We start from the raw sequence: 26,497 nt of genomic DNA, 5'->3' as shown, positions 1-26,497 counted from the left end.
TCGGAGTGAATCCGCTCCCGCGGGGACGGCTAACCTGGCGAAAGGTGGCCGTTTTCCTGCATCGGATGCGGACCTGGGAGCCTCTCCCGGGGAATTTCGTTTTCCTCCCGTCCTTTACTCCTCTCATCCCGTTTGCGTCCCGAATCGGGTGGGGTTATAGCCAGAGAAGAACCAGATGCTTGAGCCGATGAACGTGTCCTCCACCAATACCTTTTCCAGCCCGCCGCAGTCCGGCCCCGCCACCGTTCTCCTGGTCGAGGACGACGGCGCGCTGCGCACGCTGACCGCTCGCGCCCTGCGGCAGAGCGGCTTCAACGTGCTCACCGCGGCCACCGGCGCGGAGATGTGGGTGACCTTGCGAGAATCCCCGGTCAGCCTTGTCGTGCTCGACATCATGCTGCCGGGCACCAGCGGCTTCGACCTGTTCCGCCGCCTGCGGCGCGAGAGCGACATTCCCATCATCTTCATCAGCGCGCGCGGCAGCGAGGAGGACCGGGTGCTCGGTCTCGAGCTGGGCGCCGATGATTACCTCGCCAAGCCTTTCAGCACGCGCGAGCTGGCCGCCCGTGTCAGCGCGGTCCTGCGCCGGGGCAACACCGTGGGCGAGAGCGTTGCCGATTTCGGGGGCGAGACCCGTTCGGCTGACACCATCACCTTCGATGGCTGGCAGCTGTCGCAGGCCCGCCGTGAACTGCGCTCGCCCGATGGCGCCATCGTCGACCTGACCGGCGCGGAATTCGACCTGCTCTCCACGTTCCTGGGCTATCCTCAGCGTGTACTCGGCCGGGAGCGGCTGATGGAGCTGTCGCGCTCGCGCATCGGCGACAGTTCGGATCGCAGCATCGACGTTCTGGTCAGCCGTCTGCGCCGCAAGCTTCAGGCCGAGGGCGGCGAATCGCCGATCGTGACTGTGCGCGGCGTGGGCTACATGTTCCGGGCCGAAGTGACCCGCCTTTGATGCTTCAGCGGGTGCTGGCCTTCGTCCGGCGCCTGGGATTGCCCGAGCGTCTGCTGGCGGTGCTCCTGCTGGTCGCGCTGGTCGATTTTGCGGCCAACACGCTCCTTTTCGAGAGCGCCAATTCGTTCGAACTGCGGCGCGACGATGCAGAGCGCATTGCCGAGAACCTGCTGCTCGCCTCGCGCGCGGTGGAGCGCGTGGCGCCCGAGGCGCGCCCGCAGGTAACCAAGGCGCTCAGTACCTCGCGCTTCACGCTGGAATGGATACCCTCCAGCCGCCGTTACCGGGGACCCGTCGGGCTTGCCAAGCTGCGCGAGCAGGTCGTCGCCTTCGAGCCCGGCCTCGTGCGCTCGGACATCGAGCTCCATCTCGACGAGGTGCCCGGGCGCGGCAATATCGGAGGCTCGATGCTGCTGGTGGACAGCAGTGTCCTGAAGTTCCACACCCACGCCAATGCGGCCTGGAAGCTGACGGCGGGGCGGCTGGCCAGCCTGATCCTGCCCACACTGCTCCTTATCCTGCTGGCCTGGGTGCTGCTGCGCGCGGCGCTCGGGCCTCTGCGCTCGGTAATCAGGGCGACCCACAAGTTCGGCTCGGGCCCGCCGTGCCTCGTGCCCGAACGCGGGCCCGACGAGATGCGCCAGCTCATTCGTGCGATGAACGCCATGCAGGAGCGCATCCACCAGTCACTCAAGGACCGCACGCAGACGATGCTGGCGATCGGGCACGACCTGAAGACGCCGCTCGCCCGCATGCGCCTCAGGCTCGATGATGACCGCCTCGCACCCGACATGCGTGAGGGCATGTCACGCGACATCGACGAGATGCGCATGCTCATCGAATCAATCCAGGCCTATGTCGACACCGGCGGAGAAACCATTCCGACCGAGCGCATCGACGTCGCCGTCATGGCCCAGACCCTCGTTGACACCCAGGCTGACCATGGCGCGGATGCGAGCTACGAGGGAGCATCCCATGCCGTGGTGCGGGCCCGTCCGGTGCAGATCCGGCGTGCGCTCTCCAATCTCATCGAGAATGCGCTGCATTACGGGGGCAACGTGCGGGTGTCCCTGCGCAAGGACGGGGACGGGGTGGAAATCGTCGTCGAGGACGATGGTCCGGGCATCCCGGAGGAGCGCATCGCCGATGCCATGCAGCCCTTCGTGCGGCTCGATTCGGCGCGCGCGCGCGATACGGCGGGCATGGGGTTGGGGCTCCCCATCGTCCAGCGCGCGGTGCGCATGGAGAACGGGACGATCGACCTGCGCAACCGCGCCGAAGGCGGCCTGCGCGCGACGCTGCGGCTCCCTCTCGTGCCAAGTTCCTGACTTTGTTTTGCTAATTGCAACACCTGTTGCCTTGCAGGCAATCAGCAAGACTTCGTTACATTTACGAACTTGGAGGGACACCTCACTGACATAGACTCGGGCTCAATCTTGGCGTCTGTGTGCGCCGGATTGCCCGATTCCTTACATAAGGTGACGAAACGTGAACGAACTCATTGGTCGCGTCTTCCATTTCGAGAAGTCCATCTTTCCGGCCAGCAGTGAACTGTTCGGGAAACTCGCCACCCATGGTCAGTCGCCCAAGGCGCTGATGATTTCCTGCGCGGATTCGCGTATCGTGCCCGAGCAGATCATGCAGGCGCAGCCCGGTGACCTATTTGTCTGCCGCAACGCGGGCAACATCGTGCCCACCTATTCCACCCACAACGGTGGCGTTACCTCGACGGTCGAATACGCCGTGGTGGCGCTCGGTGTCAGCGACATCATTGTGTGCGGTCACTCGGACTGCGGTGCGATGAAGGCGCTCGCCGATCCCACGGGCCTGGAGGCGATGCCCAACGTTGCGGGCTGGCTCAGGAACGGCACGGCGGCGGAACACATCGTCTCGACCTGCCACCCCGAACTGACCGGCTCCGAGCGCGTGCGCGCCATTACGCTTGAGAACATCATTGCGCAGATCGCGCACCTGCGCACCCATCCTTCCGTGGCTGCAGGCATCGCGCGCGGGGAAATAACCCTTCACGGCTGGTTCGTCGACATCCACGCTGGCCAGGTTCTCGGTCTCGATGGTGAGACCGGCGAGTTCGTGGCCTTGCGCGAAGATCGCGAACTTCCCGTGGCCCTGCGCGCCAAGGCGCGCATCGCTACCGAACTTGCAGAGGCTGCCGAATAATGAGTACCTCCCCCACCGCGCCGGCGTCCGAAGGACGGACCGGCTTCTTCGCGCACTTTGGGCGTGACTTCACCGCTTCGATCGTGGTCTTCCTGGTCGCCATGCCGCTGTGCATGGGCATCGCCATCGCCTCGGGCGTGCCGCCCGAAAAGGGGCTGGTGACGGGCATCATCGGCGGCATCGTCGTGGGCCTGTTTGCAGGCTCGCCGCTTCAGGTTTCGGGGCCCGCTGCGGGCCTGGCCGTGATCGTCTTCGAATTCGTGCGCGAGCACGGGCTCGAGGCGCTCGGTCCCGTGCTGCTGCTTGCTGGGGTGCTCCAGCTCGTGGCGGGCTGGGCTAAGCTTGGCGGCCTGTTCCGCGCGATCAGCCCGGCGGTTGTCCATGGCATGCTGGCCGGCATCGGCGCGCTCATCGTGATCGGGCAGTTCCACATCCTCTTCGATGAAAAGCCGCTCTCCAATGGTGTCGAAAACCTCGCCGCGATGCCCGGGCGGATATTCGGCCTCGATTTCTCGAGCGTTGCGGCGAGCGAGATCGCGCTTGGCCTCGGTCTCCTCACCATCGTCGTGATGGTGGGCTGGGAAAAACTGCGTCCCAAGTCCATGGCGCTTGTTCCTGGTGCGCTGCTCGGCGTCGTCTTAGCGACCGCTGTCGCCTGGGGCATGGGGTTCGACGTCGCGCGCATTGAAGTTCCAGCCTCGATCGGCTCGGCCTTTGCACTGCCCGCGAGCACCGCCTGGTTTGCCCCGCTTGCGAGCCCCGCGCTCCTTGTCACCGCGCTCGCCATCGCCTTCATCGCCAGCGCCGAGACGCTGCTTTCGGCCGCTGCGGTCGACCGCATGCACGACGGTGCGCGCACCAAGTACGATAAGGAACTGAGCGCGCAGGGCGTGGGCAATATGCTGTGCGGTCTCGTCGGTGCGCTGCCGATGACCGGCGTCATCGTGCGTTCCTCGGCGAACGTTCAGGCCGGCGCGAAGACGCGCCTGTCGACGATTTTCCACGGTGTCTGGATCCTGGGCTTCATCGCGCTGCTGCCCTGGCTGCTGCGCGAAGTTCCGATGGCCTCGCTCGGCGGTGTTCTGGTGATCACCGGCTGGCGCCTCGTCAGCCTCAAGCACGTCACCCACCTTTACAAGAACCACGGCTACCTTCCGGCGGCGATCTGGGCGGTGACCTTCGTGCTGGTTGTCACGACGGACCTCTTGACCGGCGTTCTCGTAGGCCTCGCGCTTTCGGTCGTCGAACTGCTGCCGCACCTTCGTGACATCCGTTTCAAGGTGCACGAGCATGATGAGGAGCACGGCCGCCGCGTCGAGCTGCACGGGGCTGCGACCTTCCTTGGTCTCACCAAGCTCAACACCGTGCTGGAGCGCCAGCCCCACGGTGAGCCCGTCCACCTCGACCTTGAACGCGTGAAGGGCATGGATCATACCACCGCCGAAACGCTGGCCGAGTGGATCGCGCGGCGCCGCCAGGGTGGACACGACGACCGCGTTACGGGCGATGCCTTGATCGTGGCCGCCATGCGCGCGTGATAAAAGGTTGACTCGGTGTGACGTGGTGAAGCCTGCGCGTCGCCAGAGTCTTCCAAGGTGCGGATGCGTCAGCATCGTTGCAGCTTGGTACAGGACGTCATTACCCTGAGTTTAGATATGCGAAGCGGCTCTTCGCCCGCGCCGGTACTGACCGGCCGGGCGGAGAGCCGAATTTGTTTGCGGTCCCAATATTGCGCTATTTGCACGACAAATATGCGTTTGTTGCAACAAGGCAACAATATTAGATCAAAGTGACCACTTGTGGAATGAAGTGATTTGCAAGGGGCGGCGTTAAGCTTATTCCGAACCTTGCTGTTTCGAAACGGGTCCACCTCGAAGTGAAGGCCCGGCGGGGGAGCCGCAGGATGGAACGTAAAAACCACATGAAAAATGAGGGACGTTCCAGAAATGAAGATTCGTATGCTCGCAGGCGCGGCCTGCCTTGCCCTTTCGTGCTTTGCCGCGGCCAACCCTGCGGCAGCCCAGGACGATTCCGGCCTCACCGTTTCCGGTGAAGCGACCTTGGTGACCGACTATCGTTACCGCGGTGTCTCGATGACCGACCGCGAGATGGCGATCCAGGCGGGCATCCAAGTCACCCATGACAGCGGTTTCTATGCCGGTACCTGGGGCTCGAACCTTTCGGGCTGGGGCACCTTTGGCGGTTCCAACACCGAACTCGACCTCTTCGCGGGCTACAGCACGGACTTGGGCAACGGCCTCAATGTCGATGCGGGCCTGACCTGGATCATGTTCCCCGGCGGCCTTGATACCACCGACTTTGCCGAGCTTTACGCGACCGTTTCGGGCGACGTGGGCCCTGTGAACATCGGTGTGGGCATCAACTACGCGCCCAAGCAGGAAGCGCTCGGCACCTGGTACTACAGCGGCTTCTCGGACGGCTACGACGATCCGGGCGACAAGGGCGACAACCTGTACCTGCACACCGACCTTAGTGCGGGGATTCCCGACACGCCGCTGACGCTGAACGCACACCTTGGCTACTCGAACGGCAACGCAGGGCTTGGCCCCTGGGGCACAAGCCTTGCGCCGACCGGCGAGTACATCGACTGGAGCATCGGCGCAGATTATGCGCTCGGTCCGCTGACGCTCGGCATCGCCTATGTCGACACCGACATCTCGCGCTCGGAATCGAACTATCTCGGCTCGGGCTTCCGTTCGAGCAAGAACGGTTCGGTGATCTCGGGCTCGACCGTGGTCTTCAAGGTTTCGGCCGGCTTCTGATCGCGTTTCCTTCGGGAATGCAGGAGGGCCCCTCGGCGCATATGTGCCGGGGGGCTTTGCCGTTGGGTGGGGCACATGCGCCAGAGGCATGTGCGGGTGCAGGTCTTGCAGGGAGCCCGTGCGCTCGCGGCGCGTTGGGGAAAGAAAGGCCTCATACAGGGCGCAGACAGGACAGAAGGATTTTTTTCATGCAGCGCTATTCCGGCAAAACCGTGATCGTCACCGGCTCCTCCAGCGGGATTGGGGCGGCGTCGGCTCGTCGCTTTGCGTCCGAAGGAGCAAATGTGGTGCTCAATGCCCGCTCAAAGGAAGACCTGGAGGCCATCGCGGCCGACCTCGATCCCGAGCGCACGATGTGCGTTGCGGGTGATATTTCCAAGAGCGGCTTTCCCGAGGATCTGGTGGCGCGTGCGGTCGACCATTTCGGTGCGCTCGATGTTCTCCACGCCAACGCGGGCGTGGCTGGCGGTGGGCCGTTCGCCGAGGCTAGCGATGAGGACATCGACTCCATCATCGACATCAACGTGAAGGGCTCGCTGCGCACCGCACGTGCAGCCTATCCCGAACTGAAAAAGAGCAAGGGGGCGATCGTGTTCACCTCCAGCGTGTCGGGCATCCGAGGCGATTACGAGATGGTGATCTACACCGCTTCCAAGGGCGCGGTGAGCCTGATGACCCAGTCGATGGCGCTCGAATGGGGCGCTGATGGCATTCGCGTCAACGCGGTGAGCCCCTCGATGACCCGCACGAAGATGGCGGGCAGCCTGATGGACAATCCCGCGATCAAGGACGCCTTCCTGCGCCGCGCGGCGCTCAAGCGCTTCGGCGAGCCCGAGGACGTGGCCGACGTCGTCGCGTTCCTGGCCTCGGACGATGCGCGCTTCGTGACCGGCGTCAACCTGCCCGTCGATGGCGGGGTGAGCGCGTCCAACGGCCAGCCCAACTTCCCGGCCTATTCCTGAGGAGGTTCAATAGCCGGTGTAGCGGCCCGGGCGGTGCCAGACGTAGAGGATACCGCCCGTGGCCGCGACGCCCAGCAGCGACCACAGCATGCGCGTGAGATCGAGGCTGATGAGCGAGAAGGCGAGCACGCAGGCGTCGAACAGCATCTGTGAACGGCCCGCGTTCCATCCGCGCGTGCGGTAGAGCCACAGGACGATGGCGCCCGATCCGCCCGAGCCCGCGGCGTGGCGGGCAAGCGCCAGCGCGCCCATGCCGATGACCGTGCCTCCGACAATGGCGGCGACCGGCGTGCCGATGCGGGCGATCTCGAAGACATAGGGGGTGATCCCGGTCAGCGCGAAGACGCCGAAGGTGACGATCAGCGTCTTGACCAGGAAGGCGCGCCCCATCGCGCGAATGGTGATGGCCAGCATCGGCAGGGTCAGGCCGCCGTAGAGGACGCCGACGGGAAGGCCGGTCAGGTAGCTGAGCGTCAGCGCCATGCCCGCCACGCCGCCGGTGGCCAGTTCGGCTTTCTGCAGGATGACAACGCCCAGCGAGAGCAGGATCGTGCCCACGCACAGGGCATAGGCGTCTTCGAACAGGCTGTGCGGCGTGCCATCGGGAATCGCCCCCTGGCGCGCCCGGGTCAGCTCGGGCATCTCCGTGGTTTCGGCGGGCACAGGGGTATCCGTCACAACGCAATCCTCTTCAAAGCCTTGCGCCTTTCCGGCACCGCGCCGCCGGATCATCCTGCTCCTGTTTTTATATTGCGCAATTGTAGTTCAAAATGCCTATCTTGTGCAAGGTAATATCTTGGCCGGATTGCATGGGAGGGGCTTGGGATGCCGTGCGGTCAAGGGAAGGCGTTAGCCAAACGACAGGCATCTGAAATGGCAGAGGAAAACGATGACTCCGAGGGCCATCGCCCTCGGGCTCCCGAAATCGGAGAGGGCCGACCTTGCCCAGAATTTGGCGCTCTGTCGTCACCCTTGGCTTCCTGTGTTTCGCGGGCGTAGGTGCTATGGCGGCTGGGCGCCCATGATAGCCGCTAACGCTGCGGATTTGGACTGCCTGGAAACGGTCGGGCAGCTTCTCGAGGCCAAACGATGCGATCGACGATCCAGAACGGCGGATTGTGGTGGCTAGCTGCCGTTCCAGTTCGAAGAGTGCAGGCGCAAGAAGACGCTGTCGCACCATTCCTCTCCTACGAGGCTCGTTCGTATCGCGCGTCCCGTTTCTACAAAGCCGAGCCGGTTGAGCAGTCGCAACGAAGATCCGTTTCGAGGATCAACGTCTGCCTCTATCATCGGCAAGCCATGTTCACTGAAAGCTCGCTCGATGATGGGTCGGGTCGCCTCCGCTGCCAGGCCGCGCCCCCAAATGTCCGGATGAAAGATGAAGCCAATCGTCGGGAATCTCCGGAACCCCGCCTTTCCGATCAATCTTCCCTCAAACTCAACCGCAAAGTCCTCCCCCATGCTGGGATCGATTTCCATCATGGCCGTCAGCCAGCCCTGCGTAACCATGAGGTCCTCATGTGGTGGTCGGTACCAAAACGTCATGGCTTCGACGTCACTGAGTATGTCGTGGAACGCGTCGAGGTCATCCTGGCGAGCTTCCCGGAGCAACAATCTTTCCGTTCGTATCTCAACCATCATCGAACTGTAGCGGCTGACCTACAAAGTTTCCACGTCCGCTTTGGGCCGGTAGGCGACTGTCGCCTTTGGAGAGGCGCGAGTGAAATAGCTGCCGATGGCGCATGTCGGAAAACATCGCTAAACGGGGTTTCCGACATATTTTCAATCCGTCGGGGTTTTCCGTACAATTGCTTAAACGGGAATGCCGCGAACCGGCATGTGTGACGTGCTTCTAGCGAAATTCCGAGCCCTATGTACGAAAAACATGTGATTTGCGACAGGGCAAAGGGGACGTTCTGCAAACGGCCCGACGATGACACTCGGAATAGGCCGGTTCGACGGAAACTGCCATCCTTCGTAGATTGAGGAGGAAAGGCGGGACTGCGCTCGACAGTTTGGGGAGCCCGAGGGCGATGGCCCTCGGAAGTCACTTTTCGTCCTGTCTTCTTGAAAGAAGCGGGCGATCAGATCCCGCCGAAGACGGCGGTGCGGCCGAGCGCCTGGAGGCCGGCAGTGAGGGCGCGAGTGCAGGCGGCAAGGTCGTCGGCTTGAGTCGAGCGCACGACGAAGTTGGCTCCCGTGCGTCCCTCGCCCCAGAAGGGGTAGGAGCCGATCTGGCAGGTGGGGTGGGCCCTTTCGGTCTCGCGCAGGAGTTCGGCGACTTCGCTTTCGCCGACCCAGCAGCCGATGGTCTCGGAGAGGAGCGGCGCGCCGCCTTCGAGCGTGCCGGTCAGCGCGTCGAGCATGCCCGCGGTGATGCTGGGGACGCCCGCCATGATGAAGATGTTTTCCGCGCGGATCCCCGGGGCCCCTGTGTAGCGATTGGGGATGAGACTCGCGCCCTCAGGCGTGCGGGCCATGCGCAGGCGCGCTTCGGTGAGGCCGCCGCGGGTGGTGTAGTACTCTTCCAGGATCGCGCGCGCTTCGGGGTGGACGATGGCGGGCACGCCCAGAGCCTCGGAAATGGCATCGACCGTGATGTCGTCGTGCGTGGGGCCGATGCCGCCGGTGGTGAAGAGGTAGTCGTTACGCGCACGCAGGGTGTTGACGGCCTCGACAATCGCGTGGGTCTCGTCCGCGACCACGCGCACTTCTTTCAGGCGGATGCCCTGGATCTGCAGCCAGGAGGCAACTTGCGCGATGTTTTTGTCGTGCGTGCGTCCCGAGAGGATTTCATCGCCGATGACGACGAGGGCGGCCGTGTAGATTCGCGAAGAAGTAGGCATGCCCCCTCGCTAGGCCAAATGGCCGCAGGGGGCCAGACCCCGCAGGCGCAAGGGCCTGATTCGCGCTGCGAAAAATAGCTCTGACCGCAGGGCAAAAAAAGGCCGGCCCGAAGGCCAGCCTATGGAAGTTTTTTGGGAGAGGATGCCTGAAAGGCGCATTCTGTATGCGCCGGGGCGGGCTTCGCTGCAAATGCGAAAAAAGCTGGCAACATTGCGTTTTGCGCAATCAAATGATGCATGAAATGCGTCTTTTCTCGATATTAACCTGATAAGATGCTGTAAATTATATATTATTGTGCATCGCGCAGATACAGAAAAGGACCCCGCGCCGGGCGCGGAGTCCTACCAAGTTTAACTTTAGTATTACGCTGGGGCGATGGCGCCGAACAGATCGTGCTCGTCGGCATCTTCGATGTGCACTGCAACGATATCGCCCGGAGCGAGATTCGGGGCGACGTCGCGCAGGTATACGGCGCCGTCGATCTCGGGCGCATCGGCCTGCGAACGGCCGGTTGCACCGACATCGCCATCCTCGTCGGGCGCGCCCACCTCGTCGATAATGACGGGCAGCACGCGGCCGATCTTGGCCTGGAGCTTGGCGGCGCTGATCGCGGCTGTCTTCTCCATGATGCGGGCGTAACGTTCTTCCTTGACCTCTTCGGGCACCGCGCCCGGGAGGTCGTTCGCGGCTGCGCCTTCGACGGGTTCGAAGCGGAACGCGCCGACACGGTCGAGTTGGGCTTCGTCAAGCCAGTCAAGCAGGTACTCGAAATCGGCCTCGGTCTCGCCGGGGAAGCCGACCACGAAGCTGGAGCGGATCGCGACGTCGGGGCAGATCTCGCGCCAGGAGCGCAGGCGGTCGAGGACCTTGGCCTCGTTCGCCGGGCGCTTCATCGATTTCAGCACCGAGGGTGCGGCGTGCTGGAAAGGAATGTCGAGGTAGGGCGTGATCAGCCCCTCGGCCATCAGCGGGATGACCTGGTCGACATGCGGGTAGGGGTAGACGTAGTGCAGGCGCACCCAGGGGCGCTGGCCACTGGCGTCGGTCAGCTGGCCCAGCTCGCGCGCGAGGTCGGTCATGTGGGTGCGGACCGCGTGGTCCTTCCATGTGCGTTCCTCGTGGCGCACGTCGACGCCGTAGGCCGAGGTGTCCTGGCTGATGACAAGCAGTTCGCGCGTGCCGGCCTGGACCAGCTTCTCCGCCTCGCGCAGAACCGCGTCGATCCGCCGGCTGGCGAGCTTGCCGCGCAGCGACGGGATGATGCAGAACGAGCAGGCGTGGTTACAGCCCTCGGAAATCTTGAGGTAGCCGTAGTGGCGCGGGGTCAGCTTGATGCCACCGTCCGCGCTGTCGGCGGTGAATTCGCCGCCGCGTGCCTGCGGGATGAGGTCGACGTAGGGCGAAAGCTCCGGGGGAGCCGCCTGGTGGACGGCGCCCACTACGTCCTCGTACTGGTGCGCGCCGGTGATGGCGAGCACGTCGGGAAAGCGCGCGCGGATGGCATCGGCCTCGTTGCCCATGCAGCCAGTGACGATGACGCGGCCGTTTTCGGCCATCGCTTCGGCTATCGCGGCAAGGCTTTCCTCCTTGGCGGAATCGAGAAAGCCGCAGGTGTTGACGAGGACGACGTCGGCACCCGCATAATCGGGGCTCATCGTGTAGCCGTCGGCGCGCAGGCGCGTGAGGATACGCTCGGAATCGACGAGCGCCTTGGGGCAGCCGAGGCTGACCATGCCGACCTTGGGCGGAGAGGGAATTTCAATAGCCATGGGATGGGGCGCCCGATACGCGCTTTGCGTCGCAGAGTCACGCAAAACGAACGCTTGGTCGCTCCCTGTGGAGTTCGCAGGTGCCAAGGCCTTGTTTCGCAAGGCTCAGGCTGCAAGGACAAGGCAATTCCGAAGAACGAGGAAAGAGATGGGTCCTGTAAACTGGCTGGCGGTGGTGCTGGCGACGATCGTGGCGATGGTCATCGGCCTGCTTTGGAATGGACTTCCGTTGCAGGAGAGGCGCTTTCAGCCGCGTCCGGCACGCCGGGTGGGGGCCTATGTCGGGGTCACGCTCGCCTGTTTTCTGGCCGCGGCCATGTTCGGGCATTCCTTTGCACGGATCGGCGCGGCAACGCTGGAGGCCAAGCCCTGGCTCTATTTCATGCAGACCGGCGGCATCGCGCTGGCCTTCGTGATCCCGGCGGTGTGGATCACCAATTCGCGCAACCGCACGCAGGCGCCCCAGTTCCTGGCCGATTGCCTGTTCTGGCCAGTGATCTACCTAGCTATGGCGGTGGTGTTCTGGCTTCTGGGCTGAGGCCGCTTGCGCCTATCAGGGCGTCGGATCATCCTCTTCCCAGCCGGTCGAGCTGATCTCGACGATGACATCGCCGGGCTCGAGCTTGTGCGCCTCGTCTTGCCAGAAGCCGATGGCCCTGGTGCCCCGATAGATGCGAAGGCCCTTGCCGGTCGTTATCTCGCCGAGCGGCCTACCGATCTCGCCTTTGGCGACGGGGCGCTCGACAAGCTGGACCCGGCCCGTCACCGAGGCGAGGTCGGAGAGGTACTCCGAGATGTGTTTGCCCTCGGCGGAGCCCGCGAGCAGCAGGCCTGTGAAGCGAACCGGGTTGATGACGTTGTCCGCGCCTGCCTGGCGGGCGAGCAACTCGTTGTCGTCCGCACGCACGACTGCGGTGATCGGCACCTTGGGCGCCATGTGGCGCGCGGTCAGGATGATGAGGATGGTGGTGTCGTCGCGCCCTGCCGAGACAAGGACCGTGCGCGCGCGGTTGATACGCACCGCGCTCAGCGTCTCGTCGCGGGTGGCATCGCCCTCCAGCACATTGCACCCGGCCTGTTCGGCAAGCGCGAGGCGCGCAGAGGAGGGGTCGATGACGACGATGCACGAAGGATCGGTGTCGCGGGCGATCAGCTCGGCCACCGCTTCGGAGCCGCTGACGCCGTAGCCGAGCACGACGATATGGTCCTCGAGGCGTTCCTGGATGCGCTTCATGCGCCACTTCTCCCAGCTGCGCTTGATGATGAAATTGTAGGCCGTGCCGACGAAGATGTAGATCACGGCCAGACGGATCGGGGTGACGATGATCGCTTCGACCAGCCGGGACTTGTCGCTGACCGGCGCGATGTCGCCGAAGCCGGTGGTGGTGATCGAGATCATCGTGAAATAGACGACGTCGAGGAAGCTGACTTCGCCATCGAAACTGTCGCGCAGGCCATCGCGGTCGAGCCAGTGGACAAGTACGACGATCGAAATGAGCGCGAGCGCAGCGCCGATGCGCAGCGCCACATCCGCCCAGACTGGCACGGCGAGCGCACGGCGCAGCGGCTTGAACATGGCGGGAAGGGGACGTCGCCGGGGGCGCGGTGACTTCAGCATGGGGCCAAGGCTTAGGGAGCCTTTGGCAATTCGTCCACCGGGTTCACCGGCGTGCCATCGTGGCGGATCTCGAAATGGAGCTCGTTGCCCTTGGCCTCGCCCGTATCGCCGACCAGCCCGATGCGCTCACCTTTGGCGACGTTGGTGCCGGTCTTGACAGTGATGCGGCTGAGGAAGGCGTATGCGGTGAACCAGCCATCGCCATGGTCGAGCACGACGAGGTTGCCGAACTGCTCCTTCTCCAGCCCCGCAAAACGCACCGTTCCTGCCGCAGCAGCGCGTACCATCGCGCCGCGCGCGGCCTTGATGTCGAGCCCGTCGTGGTAGTCGGTCCCGGTCTTGAAGCCCTTGTTGATCGGGCCCTTTACCGGCCAGAGGAAGCGGGCGTTCGTGACGGGGGCTGCGGGCTTGGTCGCCGTGGCTGTCTGCGCAGGCGCGGGGGTGGCCTTGGCGGCGACGAGCGAAGGAATGACGAGTTCCTGTCCGGGGCGCACGGCTGCGTCCGGTTCTATTCCGCTGGCCACGGCAATGGCGTCCCAGGGCACGCCGTGTTCGAGCGCGATGGAAAAGCCGCTGTCGCCTTTGGCGACGGTATGGCGCCGGGTGCGCGGAATGGCGAGGCGCTGGCCGACCTTGACTACGTAGGGCGGCTCGAGCCCGTTGGCCTCGGCGATCAGCACGCGCGCGACGCCGGTGCGCTGGGCAATGCCGCTAAGCGTCTCGCCGCTCTTCACGAGGTAGGTTTCGCCCTTGAATTCAGGGGTGGCCTGCGTGGTTGGGGAGGGGGCGGGCTGCGCCTTGGGAGCCTGAGTGCCGGGAATGGTGAGCGTCTGCCCGATGCGCACCACATAAGGCTCGGCAATGCCGTTGGTCCAGGCGAGCTCGGCCGGGGAGACGCCGGTGCGGTTGGCGATGCCGTTCAGGGTCTCACCCGAGGTGACCGTGTAGGTGCGCGCCTCCCGGGATCGCGCGGTCTTGGGGGCAGGGGCGCTGCGCGGGATGGTCAGGCTCTGGCCAAGGCGCACGACGTAGGGCGGCTTCAGCCCATTGGCGCGCGCCAGCGCGTCGGGCGAGACCCCTGCGCGGTTGGCGATGCCGTTGAGAGTTTCGCCCGGTTCCACGACATGCGCGGATTCCTGTGAAGCGGCAGCGGCGACGGTGGCAGCGGGCAGGGCCAGTGCGAGGGCAAGTGCCCCGGGGAGGTGCTTCATGCCTCGAAACGCTGGGCAAGCGCGGCGAGCGAGGCTTCGTGCGTCAGGTCGAGCTGGAGCGGGGTGACCGAGACGAAGCCTTCCGAAGTGGCTTCAAGGTCGGTGTTGGCACCGATCGTGTGCTCGATGCCCTGGAGGCCGAACCAGAAATAGGGGAAGCCGCGCGGATCGACCGATTCGACAAGCGTGCCGCGTGCGTAATCGTGGAAGCCCTGGCGCACGGCGCGTACGCCTTTCACGTCCTTGCCGGGCAGCGCGGGGAAGTTGACGTTGAGGAGAGTGCGCGGGGCGAACTCGGCATCCATCAGCGGCTTCAGCACCTTGGCGCCCCATTCCTCGGCGGCCGAGAAGCTGACATCGTGGCCGGAATCGTTGCGGGCGATGAGCTGGCTCAGCGCAATTGCGGGAATGCCCGCCAGCGCGCCTTCCATCGCCGCCGAGACCGTGCCCGAATAAGTGATGTCATCGCCCAGGTTCGCACCGCGATTGACGCCCGAAAGGATGAGGTCGGGCTTGCCGGGCAGCACCTTGCGCAGCGCCATCGTCACCGAATCGGTGGGCGTGCCCGTTACCGAAAAGCGGCGCGGGGCATGTTCGCGCAGGCGCACGGGCCGGTTGAGCGTGAGCGAGTGGCCCGCCCCCGACTGCTCCTCGCTCGGCGCGCAGATCCAGATGTCGTCCGAAAGCTGGGCGGCGATCTTCTCCAGCACATAGAGTCCGGGGGCGTTGATGCCATCGTCGTTGGTGAGAAGGATGCGCATGGAAATCTCGCAAGGCCAGTCGGTGATACGTCGGGTGGGGAAAGGACGGGGCCCGGTGCAGGAGCCCCGTCACCTGTCTCAGTGGAGCGGGGTGATGACCTCGAGGCCGCCCATCCAGGGCTTGAGCACGTCAGGCACGCGCACCGAGCCATCCTCCTGCTGGTAGTTCTCCAGCACGGCGACGAGGGTGCGGCCCACGGCAAGGCCCGAGCCGTTGAGGGTGTGCAGGAACTCGGTCTTCTTCGAGCCTTCGGGCTTGTAGCGCGCATTCATGCGGCGGGCCTGAAAGTCGCCGCAGTTCGAGATCGAGCTGATCTCGCGGTAGGCACCCTGACCAGGAAGCCAGACTTCGAGGTCGAAGGTCTTTTTCGCAGTTGCGCCCATGTCACCAGTGCACAAGAGGACCTTGCGGTAGGGGAGTTCCAGTGCCTGAAGGATGCCTTCGGCAGCCGCCACCATCTTTTCGTGCTCGGCCTCGCTCTCCTCGGGGCGGCACACGGTGACAAGCTCGACCTTCTCGAACTGGTGCTGGCGGATGAAGCCGCGCGTGTCGCGGCCCGCCGCGCCCGCCTCGGAGCGGAAGCAGGGGGTGAGCGCCGTCATGCGCAGCGGCAGTTCGGCGTTGTCGACGATCTCGCCCTGCACCGCGTTGGTAAGCGAGACTTCGGCGGTCGGGATGAGCCAGCGCCCGTCGGTGGTCTGGAACAGGTCCTCCGAGAACTTGGGGAGCTGGCCGGTGCCGTAGACGGTCTCGTCGCGAACCAGAAGCGGCACGTTGCATTCCATGAAGCCGTTGGCGCTGGTCTGCGTGTCGAGCATGAACTGGGCAAGCGCGCGGTGCAGGCGCGCCATCTGGCCTTTCAGGAAGGTGAAGCGCGCGCCTGAGATCCTGGCGCCGGTCTCGAAGTCGAGACCGAGCGCGGGGCCGATGTCCGCGTGTTCTTTGGGCGTGAAGGCGTATTCGCCCGGCGTACCCCACTTGGCGACCTCGACGTTCTCGGTCTCGTCCGCGCCATCGGGAACATTAGACATTGGAATGTTGGGCAGCGCGGCCAGCAAATCGTTGAGTCTTGCGGTGAGGGCCTTTTCCTCGGCCTCAAGCGCGGGCAGGCTTTCCTTGAGCGCGGCGACTTCGGCCTTCAGCGCCTCGGCGGTCGCGGTGTCGCCCTGGCCCATAGCCTTCCCGATGGCCTTGGAGGCCTCGTTGCGGCGGCTCTGGCCTTCCTGGGCGCGGGTGGCGAGCGCGCGGCGCTGCTCGTCGAGGGCCAGGATCTGGGCGGACTGCGGCTCCACCGAGCGACGCGCCATGCCGGCGTCGAAGGCTGCGGGATTCTCGCGGATCGAACGGATATCGTGCATGGGGCGGGCTATGCCGCCTCAGCCGTGCCTGCGCAAGCGGGAGAACGCTGCCGATGGTGCAGGCGTCAGTCTCTGGGACAGGTGCGAGTCCCCAGGAACGTATAGAGCGGACAGATTCGCACGAACCCGCTGACAAGCGGGATCACGCCAATCCAGCCCCACGGGGTCTTGGGCCCTACGAAAGCCAGCGCGATCAGAACGATACCAAGTGCGATGCGAAGTCAGCGGTCGAGCTCGCCGACATTAGCCTTGAACATGACGTATCTCTACCAAAGTGGTGGTGGGAGGCAGCATACACCAAGGCGCACGGACGACTGTTTATGTCGCGCAATCTGCCAATGCCGGGAAAGTCAGCTTGGTGCGAAGTCGAAACCATCCGGTAGGGATGGTGGGCGCGACAGGGATTGAACCTGTGACCCCACCCGTGTGAAGGGTGTGCTCTACCGCTGAGCTACGCGCCCGCTACCAAGTGCGGAAGGCGCCACTAGGCGATCCAATTGGGCTTGGCAAGACCTCTTTTTCATCGCTTGATTGACAGGGGCGCAAGGGGCTCTAAATCGCACCCCATGACCGAAGAGACCACTGCAGGCCCCGACGTGCCGCCCGATCACATCGCGATCAACCCGCGCAGCCCGCACTTCGATGCGGAGAAGCTGCAGCGTGGCATCGGTATCCGCTTCAAGGGTACCGTGCGTAACAACATCGAGGAATACTGCATTTCCGAAGGCTGGGTGCGCGTGCAGGCGGGCCGTTCGCTTGACCGCCATGGCAACCCGCTGACGATCAAGCTGAAAGGCCCGGTTGAAGCCTGGTACGAAGACCTCGGCGATGGCGCACCGGTGGCCAAGGGCTGATCTCTTATTCGAGAGGCACCATCATCGCCGGACCTCAGAAGGCTCCGGCGATGATGGTGCCGATCGGATCGGACCGGGACGAGGAGGCGGCCCTGATCGTCTCTGTGTCTTGGCTCCGATTCGCCGATGCGGCTTTTGTGCGCGCTAGCTGCGTTTCGGGGCGCGCGTTGTAGATGAAGCCATCGACCGGCCAGTGCGAGGCGCCCAGCGTCTGCGAGGGGCCGTACCAGATGCGCACTTCGCTCCAGTCGCCGTTGGGCGACACGTCGAGTGCAGCAACGTCCCGCTCGACCTTGCCGGGGTAAGACCAGTTCGCGTGGGTAAGCAGCACTGTGCGCGAATCGATCACCTCGCTCACCATCGCAACATGGCCGTTGCGCGAATTGCCGTGTGGCCGGATCGCCATCACGGCCCCGATGCGCGGCGTATGGCCCCGCGCATAACGCCCCTCGGCCTGCGTCCACCAGGTATAGGCATCGCCCGAAAGGCGGATCCCGGAGACTTCGCGGGCGAAGGGCACGCATTCGAGCAGGCCCGAGGCCGCGTGCTCGCGTACCTGGCTGATGTCGGCGCGGGCCCCGGCAGGGGCGGCGAGCAGACCCGAAGCGGCGAGGCTGAAGGCCATGCAAAGCGCTGATCGGGCGGCGAATGTCCGTGCGGTGCGATGTTCCGTCATGGCTCCGGGTTTGCCCGGAGATAGTTATTCATGGACTGTCAGGTTCGGTTAACAGGCGGGTAAGAATTGCACCCTTGCGCGCACAGTTCTTGCCAAACCGCTCCGAAGTCCCCAATCGGGTGGGAATCATGCTTCCACAAGTCATCATCATCGGCCGACCCAACGTCGGCAAGTCCACGCTGTTCAACCGGCTCGTCGGCAAGCGCCTTGCGCTCGTGGACGATCAGCCGGGCGTGACGCGTGACCGTCGCTTCGGCGATGCGCACCTCCTCGGCCTCGATTTCACCATCGTGGATACGGCCGGGTGGGAGGACGACGAGGCCGAAACCCTGCCGGGCCGCATGCGCCAGCAGACCGAGGCCGCGCTCGCCACGGCGGATGTTGCGCTCTTCGTGATCGACGCACGCGCTGGGCTGACCCCGCTCGATGAGGAAATCGCGCAGTGGCTGCGCGCCTCGCCGGTGCCGGTCATCCTCCTTGCCAACAAAGCCGAAGGCCGCGCGGGCGAATCGGGCCTGCTCGAAGCCTATTCGCTGGGCCTGGGCGATCCGGTCGCGATCTCGGCCGAGCACGGCGAGGGCATGGGTGATCTCTTCGAGGGCCTGCTGCCCCATCTCGAGCCGCTCCAGCCGCCGGAAGAAGACGAGCTGGAGGAAGAGGACGAAGAAGCGCTGCTGCGCGCGCCGCTCAAGCTTGCCATCGTCGGGCGCCCCAACGCGGGCAAGTCCACGCTCATCAACCGCTATCTCAAGGAAGATCGCCTGCTTACCGGTCCCGAGGCCGGGATCACGCGCGATTCAATCGCGATCGACTGGGTCTGGCACGATCCCAAGACGGACGAGGACCGCGAGGTCCGGCTGATCGACACGGCGGGCATGCGCAAGAAGGCGCAGGTTATCGAGAAGTTGGAGCGCCTAGCCGTCCAGGACGCGCGCCACGCGATCGACTTTGCCGAAGTCGTCGTCCTCGTGCTCGATGCAACGCGCGGGCTCGAGCACCAGGATCTCAAGATCGCCTCGATGGTCCTCGAGGAAGGCCGCGCGCTGATGATCGCGATCAACAAGTGGGACGTGGCCGAGGACGCCAGTTCGCTGTTCAACGGCATCCGCGATGCACTGAACGAAGGCCTGGCGCAGGTGCGCGGCGTGCCGCTGATGGCGATTTCGGGGCGCACCGGCAAGGGGCTTGACGAGCTCATGTCGGCGGCTTTCTCGATCCGCGAGGCGTGGAGCCGGCGCGTGCCGACCTCGGCACTCAACCGCTGGTTCGACGATGCGCTGTCGGCCAACCCGCCGCCCGCGCCCGGCGGCAGGCGCATCAAGCTGCGCTACATCACGCAGGCCAAGACCCGCCCGCCGGGCTTCGTCCTGTTCGGGACCCGCCTCGACATGCTGCCCGAGAGCTACAAGCGCTATCTCATCAACGGGATCCGGCGCGAGCTGGGCTTCGAGGCGGTGCCGATCCGGCTCAACCTGCGCAGCCCGAAAAATCCCTTCGCGACCAAGAAGTAAGGTCGCAGAGCCAAACACGAAAACGCCCCCGGAACGCGCGGCGCTTTCCGGGGGCGTTTTCGTGTTCTGTGGGCGGTGTTCAGCCCGGGTGGGCTTCGGCCTCGCGGCGGGCGGTGTCGGCCTCCTCTTCGCTCAGCGCGGTGTCGAGTGGGCGGCGCGCTTCCTCGCGCTGCTCGCGCACGATGTTCCACATCGCGATGAACAGGGCTGCGATGACAGGGCCGACGATGAAGCCATTGAGGCCGAAGAGCTGGAGCCCCGAGAGCGTTGCGATCAGCACCACGAAGTCGGGCAGGCGCGTGTCGCGTCCGACAAGGATCGGGCGCAGGACGTTGTCGATCATGCCGATGATGAACATGCCCGCCAGGATCAGCACCACGCCCTGCCAGACAGCGCCGATGGCCAGAAGATAAATGGCAACCGGGACCCACACGAGCCCGGTGCCCACGGCGGGAAGCAGTGAGAGGAAGCCCATCAGCACGCCCCACAGGAGTGCACCTTCGATCCCCAGCAGCGAGAAGATGATTCCGCCGACAAGTCCCTGCATGACCGCGACGACGACCGTGCCCTTCATCGTCGCGCGCACGACGACGGTGAAGTGCGCAAAGAGCGAATCGCGCATCTTGGGGCGCAGCGGCATCGCGCCGCGCACGAGTTCGGTGTAGCGCTGCCCGTCGCGCAGGAGAAAGAAGCTGAGGTAGAGCATGACGCCCAGCGCCGCGAGGAAGCTGAGCGCGCCCTGTCCCAGCACCAGTGCCTGCGAGGCGACGGCCTGGAGCCCCGTGGTCACGCTCGATCCGAACATGCGGCGCAGCGTGTTGAAGTCGGTCAGGCCGTACTGGCGGATGAATTGCAGCGCGCTTTCGGGCAGGGTCCCCTCGATCTGTTGGAGCATGCCCGGGATCGAGATGTCGCCCGCCTTGATCTTGGCGTAGAGCGCGGAGGCCTCGTTCACGAGGCTGATGCCGAGCACGATGGTGGGAAGGATGACCAGCGCCAGCAGCAGGATCAGGACCAGGGCTGCGGCCAGATTCTTGCGGCCGCCAAGCAGGCCCGCGAGCTTGCGGGTCATGGGTTCGAACATGATCGCGGCGACCACGCCCCACAGAACGGCTCCAAAGAAGGGCGCAACAAGATAGGCGAAGGCGAAAGTCACCAGGACGAGGAGGGCGACGTAGCCGCCGTCCTCGACTTCGAAGGCGGGCTTTTTCAACTGGGGCATCGGGTTTGTGTGCTCATCCATGAAAGTGCCGGCCTTTCTATCATGGCCGTGCGAGAGTCATAGCGAGGGTGGATTTTTTCACGGAGAGGCGCAAGACTTGGCGCTGCCGAAGTATGGGGAGAAAGACCGTGGTCGCAAAGCGTTGGATGTTGTTTGTGGCAGGCGCCATGGTCATGGGTGTGCCGTGCGCGCAAGGCGCGCTTGCGCAGGAAACTCCGGCGACTGCGGCCGCCGTTCAGGCCGGGCCCGAACGTGGCTTCGTGCCAAGCGATCTGTTCCGCCTTCAAGGGGTGACCGATCCGCAGATCTCGCCCGACGGCAAGCAGGTGATCTACGTACGCCAGGCCGCCGACATCATGACCGACCGCGCCGTGCCCTCCCTCTGGCTGGTCGATGTGGCAAGCGGCAAGCAGCGCCCGCTGGTGGCGGGCAAGGGCGCGCACTTTGCGCCGCGTTGGTCGCCCGATGGCGCGCGCCTTGCCTATATCTCGAGCAATGGTGAGGGCGTGCCGCAGCTGCACGTGCTCTGGCTGGAGGGGGCTGCGGATGTCGCCGTGACGGGCCTGCCCGACAGTCCGGGCAGCCTCGCCTGGTCGCCCGATGGGAGCCAGATTGCCTATGCGACACGGGTTCCGGGCGAGGGGCTTTCGCTGGGCTCGGTGCCCTCCGGCAAGCCGGAAGGGGCGCAGTGGGCCGATCCGCTGGAAGTGATCGACAAGGTCACCTACCGGAGCGACGGCGCAGGCTACGTCAAGCCGGGCACGGCGCATGTCTTCGTGGTCCCGGCAACCGGGGGCGCGCCGCGCCAGCTGACCTGCGGCAACTATGCGGACGAGGGCGGGCTTGCCTGGAGCGCGGATAGCAAGCGCATCTTCTTTACCGGCAACCGCAAGGCCAATTGGGATGTGAAACCTTCCGACCGCGAGATCTACGCGGTCGATGTGGCCAGCGGCGCGGTGCGCGCGATGACGAGCCGGTTCGGTCCCGACGCGAGGCCCCTGGTTTCGCCCGATGGCGAGCGCATTGCCTACTTCGGCTTCGACGACGCGCTCCACTCCTACACCAACACCGAACTTTACGTGATGAATGCCGATGGCAGCGCCAAGCGCTCGCTCACGGCAGGCCATGACCTAAGCATCGACGATGCGATCTGGGTGGGCAATTCGACGCTCTATGTGCTCTACGATGATAAGGGGGTGCGCAAGGTCGGCAAGGTGGGTCTCGATGGATCGCTCAAGGTGCTGGTCGAAGGACTGACGCAGGGCGGGCATTTCGACCGGCCCTACACAGGTGGCAGCTTTTCGGTCTCGAAGGGCGGGCGCATCGCCTATACCGCCAACGGCACCGACCGCCCGGCCGACCTGTGGGTGAGCGACGGTGGCGGCAAGGGTGAGCGTCTGACAGACCTTAACGGTTCGTGGATCGACCATAAGGCGATGGCGCCCGTGCGCAGGCTGGCCGTGACCGCGCCCGACGGACGCCCTGTCGATGCCTGGCTGGTGACGCCGCCGGGCCTTCCGGCGGGGGAGAAGGTGCCGCTGATCCTGGAGATCCACGGCGGCCCGATGGCGGCCTACAGCGGCACTTTCTCGACCGACGATCAGCTTTACGCGGCGCATGGCTATGCGGTCCTCTACACCAACCCGCGCGGCTCGACCTCCTATGGGGAGGAGTTTGCCCGGCTAATCGACCGCAACTACCCGGGTCCCGACTACGACGATCTGATGGCCGCGGTCGACGCGGCGATTGCGGACGGCGTGGCCGATCCTGACAACCTCTTCGTGACGGGCGGCTCGGGCGGGGGCGTGCTGACCGCCTGGATCGTGGGCAAGACCGATCGCTTCAAGGCTGCCGCCTCGCAAAAGCCGGTGATCGATTGGGGCAGCTTCACGCTCACCTCGGACGGGGCGCCGGTCTACCATGATCACTGGTTCGACAAGCCGGTCTGGGAAGAGCCGATGGTCTACTGGCAGCGCTCGCCCCTCAGCCTGGTCGGCAACGTGACGACGCCCACGCTCGTTGTGGTCGGTGCGGAGGACTACCGCACCCCGGTAAGCGAATCGGAGCAGTACTATACCGCGCTCAAGATCCGGGGCGTGCCGACCGCGCTGGTGAAAGTGCCCGGCGCGAGCCATGGCGGGATCGCGGCGCGCCCTTCGCAATCGGCAGCCAAGGCTTCGGCGATTCTCGACTGGTTCGACCGTTACCGTACCGATACGCGCAGCGTGCAGATACCTATGCCTGACGCTGAATAGCGACAAGTTCGGCACCCAAGGTGCGGACGAGGTCGGCCGCGCCCATCGGGCGCAGGCGCGGCGCGCCGGTCCCGGCCCACTGCGCGCCGTAGCCAGTCTCCCCGGCGGCCTTGGCTGCGGCGTTGAGCGCCTTGCCGGCATCGTAGGCACGCGGATAGGCGGGCACTTCGGGCAGGCCGGGAATCTCCGCCAGAGCGGTAAAGTCGTTGGCAAGGCAGCGCGCGGGCCGGCCCGAGATGAGGGTTGTCATCACCGTGTCGTAGGCAGCATCGGAGGCAAGGCGCGCACGGTACGCGGGATCGCTGGCGCTTTCGGGGCAGGCGAGGAAAGCGGTGCCCATCTGAACGGCCGTGGCTCCGGCCTCGAGAGCCTCGGCAATGCTGCGCCCATCCATGATGCCGCCCGCCGCGATGACCGGCAGCTCGTCCCAGGCGACAAGATCGGCAAGCAGTTGCGCGGTGGAGAGCTGCGAGTCTTCGGCCTCGGGATCGAACATGCCGCGATGGCCGCCCGCTTCCCAGCCTTGCGCTATTACCATGTCGACCCCGGCTCGGCGCGCCGCTTCGGCCTCGGCGCGCGAGGTCACACTGGCGAGCAGCCGCGAGCCTGCGGCCTTCAGTGCGGCTATCGCTGGGGCCTCGGGCAGGCCGAAGTGGAAACTGACGACGCGCGGGGCGGCGGCGAGAACCACGCCGAGCATGGCGGCGTTCCCGGTTACGCTGTTGTAGATGGTGGAGAGCGCTGCGGGCGGCGCGGCGCCGAAGGCGGCAAAGCGCGGGCGCAGGGCTTCAAGCCAGGCGGCCTCGCGGGCGAGGTCGATGTCCGCAGGCGTGTGGGCGAAGAGGTTGACGTTGAAGGGGCGGTCGGTGCGGCTGGCGAGGTCAGCCAGTACCCCCGCGGCTCCCGCCGGATCGAGGTGGCCGATGGCGAGCGAGCCGAGCGCACCGGCGCGGCAGACTTCGGCGGCAAGAGCTGGCGTCGAGATGCCCGCCATCGGGGCCTGAATCAGCGGAAGGGCAAGATCCAGGCCATCGCAGAAGTCCAACATCGCGCGTGGTGCGTCCGGTTCGTGTCGGCTCAGGCCTCGGCGGCCTCGCTCTGGAGCTGGCAGTAGTTCTGCAGGCCCATGCGTGCGATCATGTCGAACTGCTTTTCAAGGTAGTCGACGTGCTCTTCCTCGCTCTCGAGGATACGCTCGAAGATTTCGCGGCTGACGTAGTCGCGCACCGCTTCGCAGTGGGCGATCGCTTCCTTCAGGAGCGGGATCGCGTCATGCTCGAGCGCGAGGTCGCACTTGAGGATGTCTTCGACGTCTTCTCCGACGCGCAGCTTGCCGAGCGCCTGAAAGTTGGGGAGGCCGTCGAGGAAGAGGATTCGGTCCGCCAGGATATCGGCGTGCTTCATCTCGTCGATGGATTCGTGCCGCTCGTAGTCGGCGAGCTTCTTGATCCCCCAGTTGTCGAGCATGCGGTAGTGCAGCCAATACTGGTTGATCGCGGTAAGTTCGTTGAACAAGGCCTTGTTCAGGTAGTCAATGACCTGTGCATCGCCCTTCATGGCGCATCTCCTGCTGGGAATTTGCGCACAAGTATGATCGCCCAAAAGCGTATGGGCAAGGCAAGGCAATCGATTTTTACCCGCCTATCCCTTAAGTGTGGGCGGGCTTTTTCCATTCTCCCAGGAGAATAGGGGCAAGTCAGGCCGCTGCAGAGTAGCTCGCGACTTCGACTTCCTCGGCGATGATCTCTTCGGCCTCGTCCAGGCATTGTCCGCATTGGGGCTTGCGACCCATGGCGGCGTAGACGGCTTCGGCATCGCCGTTCATACGCCGGGCGGCGCAGCGCAGGTCCTTCTCGCGGATGGCATTACAGATACATACGTACATGAGCGAATCCTCGTTGAGGTCCACTATACGCATGTGAGAATGGATCGCAATAGTATTGCTAACGATTCTTAGAAGCCGTTCTCGAGCAAGCGTTTTTCAACCAGCGAGCGCCATAACCACTCCAGCGGACCGCGCCGGAATCGCGCGAGAAATGGCGCGCTCAGCCCCAGCATGAGTGCCCAGCCCAGAAGCACGAAGGGCACCTGCGCGGCTGGCCCGAAATGCGCAAACAGGCCCAGCCCCCAGCCGTAGAAGATCGCGGTCATGACGAGGCTGGTGCCGAGGTAGTTGCTGAAGGCCATGCGTCCCGTCGCGATCAGCAGTTGTCCCAGGCGCGTGGGGGCAAGGCGAGGTGTGGCATGGACAAGCAGTGCGGCGTAGCCCATTGCGGTGAGGAGGTGCGGGAGCGCGAGGCCCCAGGAAAGGGCCGCCTCCATCGCGACCGGCGGGAAGTCATGGGCAAGGGCCCAGGCCGTGAACGTGGCGCTGAAGGCGAGACCACTCAGGGCGCAGGCAAGGCCCGCGTAGAGGCGCAGCTTGACCGCTGTTATCGGATCGAAGAACCCGCGCCGCATCAGCACCATGCCCAGCAGCATGAGAGGGAGTGTTTCGGAAAAGATGTTCCAGGTCATGCGAACCTGCCAGAACGGCCGCTCGCGCAGCTTGGTAAGGACAAGCTCGAGGTAGGGGTAACGCGCTTCGGTAAGATCCTCGCTGATCCCGGCGCGCACCGCCTCGAGCCAGGCGGTGACGCTCCTGGCTTGCGCCGCGCTGGCATGGCCCTCGCGAAGGGCTGTCTCGGCGCGCACGAGCGGGGCCAGTTCGAACAGGCCCCACAGGTGCCACCCATAAAAGAGCGCGAGCGCCACGATCACCAGGGGGCGCGTGGGCACCGGGCGCAACAGCAGGGCGGCGAGGCCGCACAGCGCGTAGACGAAGAGGATATCGCCCCACCACAAGAGGACATAGTGGAGGAAGCCGAAGCCCAGCAGCCAGGCGAGGCGTCGCACCTGCAGGACATCGCCGTCCGCCCCGCGCCGCTCCGCGCTTCGCCAGAACAGCATCACGCCTGCGCCGAAGAGCAGTGAGAAGAGCGCGCGCATCTTGCCCTCGAAAAAGACGAGCGAGACGGCAAAAGCGGCGTTGTCCCAGGAAGAGGTAACCAGGGTATGGGCGCGGGTCAGCGTCGGGCTGATCGTTCCGGCAAGCGGGCCTGCAAACCCGGCAATGTTGATCGCGAGGATGCCCAGCACCGCGACGCCGCGCAGCAGGTCGAGCGAGAGAAGCCGCGCTCCTGTGGCGACCTCCTCGGCCAAGGAGGCACTGGGGCTGGCGGTGTCCGCGATGGGGTCAGTTCCGGGCTACGAGGCAGTCGTACCCGCCGGCTTTCAGCTTGGCGCAGGCCGAGGTCGCCGCGCTGCGCGAGGGATAGCCACTGGCGAAGAGTACGGTCAGGCGTCCGGCCGGTTCGGTGCGCTTGGCGGTACCCTGGACCTCGGGGCGGGTGCGGATCTTGCTCCACAGTTTCTGGGCATTGCCCTCGACCCCGAAGGCGCCGAGTTGCAGCTCCCAGGGCCCCGTCATGCCTGGTGTGGCCGGTTTCCGGGGCGCGGGGGCAGTGCTGTTTTCCGCTCGGCGCCTTCGGGGT

The 26,497-nt window shown here is 65.0% G+C and carries 26 protein-coding genes and 1 tRNA gene; 10 read left to right on the top strand and 17 right to left on the bottom strand.

Features of this window, described 5'->3' with window-relative positions; translation table 11 throughout:
* Nucleotides 1-187: 187 nt before the first annotated feature.
* The 6 genes from FMM79_RS12235 to FMM79_RS12210 all read left to right on the top strand — a co-directional run bounded on the left by FMM79_RS12235 (nucleotide 188) and on the right by FMM79_RS12210 (nucleotide 6,881).
* A complete protein-coding gene (locus tag FMM79_RS12235; protein WP_148627773.1) occupies nucleotides 188-958 on the top strand; it encodes a response regulator transcription factor in 771 nt (256 codons plus the stop codon).
* A complete protein-coding gene (locus FMM79_RS12230; protein WP_148627757.1) occupies nucleotides 958-2,286 on the top strand; it encodes an ATP-binding protein in 1,329 nt (442 codons plus the stop codon). Before FMM79_RS12235 ends, FMM79_RS12230 begins: the two co-directional genes overlap by 1 nt.
* 160 nt (nucleotides 2,287-2,446) lie before the next feature.
* Nucleotides 2,447-3,136, top strand: coding sequence for a carbonic anhydrase (locus FMM79_RS12225; RefSeq protein WP_148627756.1), 690 nt, complete (start codon nucleotides 2,447-2,449; stop codon nucleotides 3,134-3,136).
* On the top strand, nucleotides 3,136-4,674 hold the full coding sequence (locus FMM79_RS12220; RefSeq protein WP_148627755.1) for a SulP family inorganic anion transporter: 1,539 nt from the start codon (nucleotides 3,136-3,138) through the stop codon (nucleotides 4,672-4,674). The genes FMM79_RS12225 and FMM79_RS12220 overlap by 1 nt, the downstream gene beginning before the upstream one ends.
* 408 nt (nucleotides 4,675-5,082) lie before the next feature.
* Nucleotides 5,083-5,919: a TorF family putative porin gene (locus FMM79_RS12215; RefSeq protein WP_148627754.1), complete on the top strand. Its 837-nt coding sequence runs from the start codon at nucleotides 5,083-5,085 to the stop codon at nucleotides 5,917-5,919.
* 188 nt (nucleotides 5,920-6,107) lie between these two features.
* Nucleotides 6,108-6,881, top strand: coding sequence for an SDR family NAD(P)-dependent oxidoreductase (locus tag FMM79_RS12210; RefSeq protein ID WP_148627753.1), 774 nt, complete (start codon nucleotides 6,108-6,110; stop codon nucleotides 6,879-6,881).
* Nucleotides 6,882-6,887: 6 nt separating this feature from the next.
* On the opposite strand, the gene FMM79_RS12205 is transcribed toward FMM79_RS12210, so the two are convergent.
* From FMM79_RS12205 to rimO, 4 genes are all read right to left on the bottom strand, one after another.
* Nucleotides 6,888-7,559: a YitT family protein gene (locus tag FMM79_RS12205; protein WP_162528500.1), complete on the bottom strand. Its 672-nt coding sequence runs from the start codon at nucleotides 7,557-7,559 to the stop codon at nucleotides 6,888-6,890.
* 447 nt (nucleotides 7,560-8,006) lie between these two features.
* Nucleotides 8,007-8,519 (bottom strand): GNAT family N-acetyltransferase, encoded by a 513-nt coding sequence (locus tag FMM79_RS12200; protein ID WP_148627772.1) that lies wholly within the window; start codon nucleotides 8,517-8,519, stop codon nucleotides 8,007-8,009.
* 446 nt (nucleotides 8,520-8,965) lie between these two features.
* Nucleotides 8,966-9,727: a molybdopterin-binding protein gene (locus tag FMM79_RS12195; RefSeq protein WP_148627751.1), complete on the bottom strand. Its 762-nt coding sequence runs from the start codon at nucleotides 9,725-9,727 to the stop codon at nucleotides 8,966-8,968.
* A gap of 363 nt (nucleotides 9,728-10,090) precedes the next feature.
* On the bottom strand, nucleotides 10,091-11,497 hold the full coding sequence (gene rimO, locus FMM79_RS12190; protein ID WP_148627750.1) for a 30S ribosomal protein S12 methylthiotransferase RimO: 1,407 nt from the start codon (nucleotides 11,495-11,497) through the stop codon (nucleotides 10,091-10,093).
* A gap of 148 nt (nucleotides 11,498-11,645) precedes the next feature.
* On the opposite strand from rimO, the gene FMM79_RS12185 reads away from it, so the two are divergent.
* Nucleotides 11,646-12,035: a DUF1761 domain-containing protein gene (locus FMM79_RS12185; RefSeq protein ID WP_148627749.1), complete on the top strand. Its 390-nt coding sequence runs from the start codon at nucleotides 11,646-11,648 to the stop codon at nucleotides 12,033-12,035.
* 15 nt (nucleotides 12,036-12,050) lie between these two features.
* Here the strand turns inward: FMM79_RS12185 and FMM79_RS12180 are convergent, their stop codons facing one another.
* The 6 genes from FMM79_RS12180 to FMM79_RS12155 form a co-directional block, all read right to left on the bottom strand.
* On the bottom strand, nucleotides 12,051-13,115 hold the full coding sequence (locus tag FMM79_RS12180; protein WP_148627748.1) for a TrkA family potassium uptake protein: 1,065 nt from the start codon (nucleotides 13,113-13,115) through the stop codon (nucleotides 12,051-12,053).
* Nucleotides 13,116-13,126: 11 nt separating this feature from the next.
* The gene (locus tag FMM79_RS12175) at nucleotides 13,127-14,326 is read right to left on the bottom strand and encodes a LysM peptidoglycan-binding domain-containing protein (RefSeq protein ID WP_148627747.1); all 1,200 of its coding nucleotides are present in this window, start codon (nucleotides 14,324-14,326) and stop codon (nucleotides 13,127-13,129) included.
* Nucleotides 14,323-15,087, bottom strand: coding sequence for a 5'/3'-nucleotidase SurE (surE, locus tag FMM79_RS12170; protein ID WP_148627746.1), 765 nt, complete (start codon nucleotides 15,085-15,087; stop codon nucleotides 14,323-14,325). The genes FMM79_RS12175 and surE overlap by 4 nt, the downstream gene beginning before the upstream one ends.
* Before the next feature lie 78 nt (nucleotides 15,088-15,165).
* On the bottom strand, nucleotides 15,166-16,446 hold the full coding sequence (serS, locus tag FMM79_RS12165; protein WP_148627745.1) for a serine--tRNA ligase: 1,281 nt from the start codon (nucleotides 16,444-16,446) through the stop codon (nucleotides 15,166-15,168).
* Between the two features lie 65 nt (nucleotides 16,447-16,511).
* Nucleotides 16,512-16,661, bottom strand: a complete 150-nt coding sequence (locus FMM79_RS12160) for a DUF2892 domain-containing protein (protein ID WP_240339144.1) — start codon at nucleotides 16,659-16,661, stop codon at nucleotides 16,512-16,514.
* A gap of 171 nt (nucleotides 16,662-16,832) precedes the next feature.
* A tRNA-Val gene (locus tag FMM79_RS12155) sits at nucleotides 16,833-16,907 on the bottom strand.
* 105 nt (nucleotides 16,908-17,012) lie between these two features.
* Here FMM79_RS12155 and FMM79_RS12150 point away from each other — a divergent pair.
* Nucleotides 17,013-17,300, top strand: coding sequence for a DUF3297 family protein (locus FMM79_RS12150; RefSeq protein ID WP_148627744.1), 288 nt, complete (start codon nucleotides 17,013-17,015; stop codon nucleotides 17,298-17,300).
* 34 nt (nucleotides 17,301-17,334) lie between these two features.
* Here the strand turns inward: FMM79_RS12150 and FMM79_RS12145 are convergent, their stop codons facing one another.
* Complete coding sequence (locus FMM79_RS12145) at nucleotides 17,335-17,925, bottom strand: CHAP domain-containing protein (RefSeq protein WP_148627743.1); 591 nt, start codon at nucleotides 17,923-17,925, stop codon at nucleotides 17,335-17,337.
* A gap of 179 nt (nucleotides 17,926-18,104) precedes the next feature.
* On the opposite strand from FMM79_RS12145, the gene der reads away from it, so the two are divergent.
* The gene (gene der, locus FMM79_RS12140) at nucleotides 18,105-19,487 is read left to right on the top strand and encodes a ribosome biogenesis GTPase Der (protein WP_148627742.1); all 1,383 of its coding nucleotides are present in this window, start codon (nucleotides 18,105-18,107) and stop codon (nucleotides 19,485-19,487) included.
* A 79-nt stretch (nucleotides 19,488-19,566) separates the two neighbouring features.
* Here der and FMM79_RS12135 read toward each other — a convergent pair whose 3' ends face one another.
* Nucleotides 19,567-20,730, bottom strand: a complete 1,164-nt coding sequence (locus FMM79_RS12135; protein WP_240339141.1) for an AI-2E family transporter — start codon at nucleotides 20,728-20,730, stop codon at nucleotides 19,567-19,569.
* A 146-nt stretch (nucleotides 20,731-20,876) separates the two neighbouring features.
* Here FMM79_RS12135 and FMM79_RS12130 point away from each other — a divergent pair, with 146 nt between their 5' ends.
* On the top strand, nucleotides 20,877-22,964 hold the full coding sequence (locus FMM79_RS12130; RefSeq protein WP_162853550.1) for a S9 family peptidase: 2,088 nt from the start codon (nucleotides 20,877-20,879) through the stop codon (nucleotides 22,962-22,964).
* On the opposite strand, the gene FMM79_RS12125 is transcribed toward FMM79_RS12130, so the two are convergent.
* The 5 genes from FMM79_RS12125 to FMM79_RS12105 all read right to left on the bottom strand — a co-directional run bounded on the left by FMM79_RS12125 (nucleotide 22,945) and on the right by FMM79_RS12105 (nucleotide 26,433).
* Nucleotides 22,945-24,009, bottom strand: coding sequence for a nitronate monooxygenase family protein (locus FMM79_RS12125; RefSeq protein WP_148627769.1), 1,065 nt, complete (start codon nucleotides 24,007-24,009; stop codon nucleotides 22,945-22,947). The genes FMM79_RS12130 and FMM79_RS12125 overlap by 20 nt on opposite strands.
* A 32-nt stretch (nucleotides 24,010-24,041) precedes the next feature.
* Nucleotides 24,042-24,521 (bottom strand): bacterioferritin, encoded by a 480-nt coding sequence (gene bfr, locus FMM79_RS12120; protein WP_148627741.1) that lies wholly within the window; start codon nucleotides 24,519-24,521, stop codon nucleotides 24,042-24,044.
* Between the two features lie 139 nt (nucleotides 24,522-24,660).
* Entirely contained in the window at nucleotides 24,661-24,849 is a 189-nt protein-coding gene (locus tag FMM79_RS12115; protein ID WP_148627768.1) for a bacterioferritin-associated ferredoxin, read from the bottom strand.
* A 68-nt stretch (nucleotides 24,850-24,917) separates the two neighbouring features.
* Entirely contained in the window at nucleotides 24,918-26,165 is a 1,248-nt protein-coding gene (locus tag FMM79_RS12110) for a DUF418 domain-containing protein (RefSeq protein WP_240339139.1), read from the bottom strand.
* Nucleotides 26,166-26,199: 34 nt separating this feature from the next.
* Nucleotides 26,200-26,433 (bottom strand): SPOR domain-containing protein, encoded by a 234-nt coding sequence (locus FMM79_RS12105; RefSeq protein ID WP_148627740.1) that lies wholly within the window; start codon nucleotides 26,431-26,433, stop codon nucleotides 26,200-26,202.
* Nucleotides 26,434-26,497 lie beyond the last annotated feature (64 nt).

This window comes from Novosphingobium sp. BW1 (assembly GCF_008107685.1).
Classification (GTDB): domain Bacteria; phylum Pseudomonadota; class Alphaproteobacteria; order Sphingomonadales; family Sphingomonadaceae; genus Novosphingobium.
Note: the sequence above shows the minus strand (reverse complement) of the source record. Positions and strands in the feature narration are given on the sequence as shown.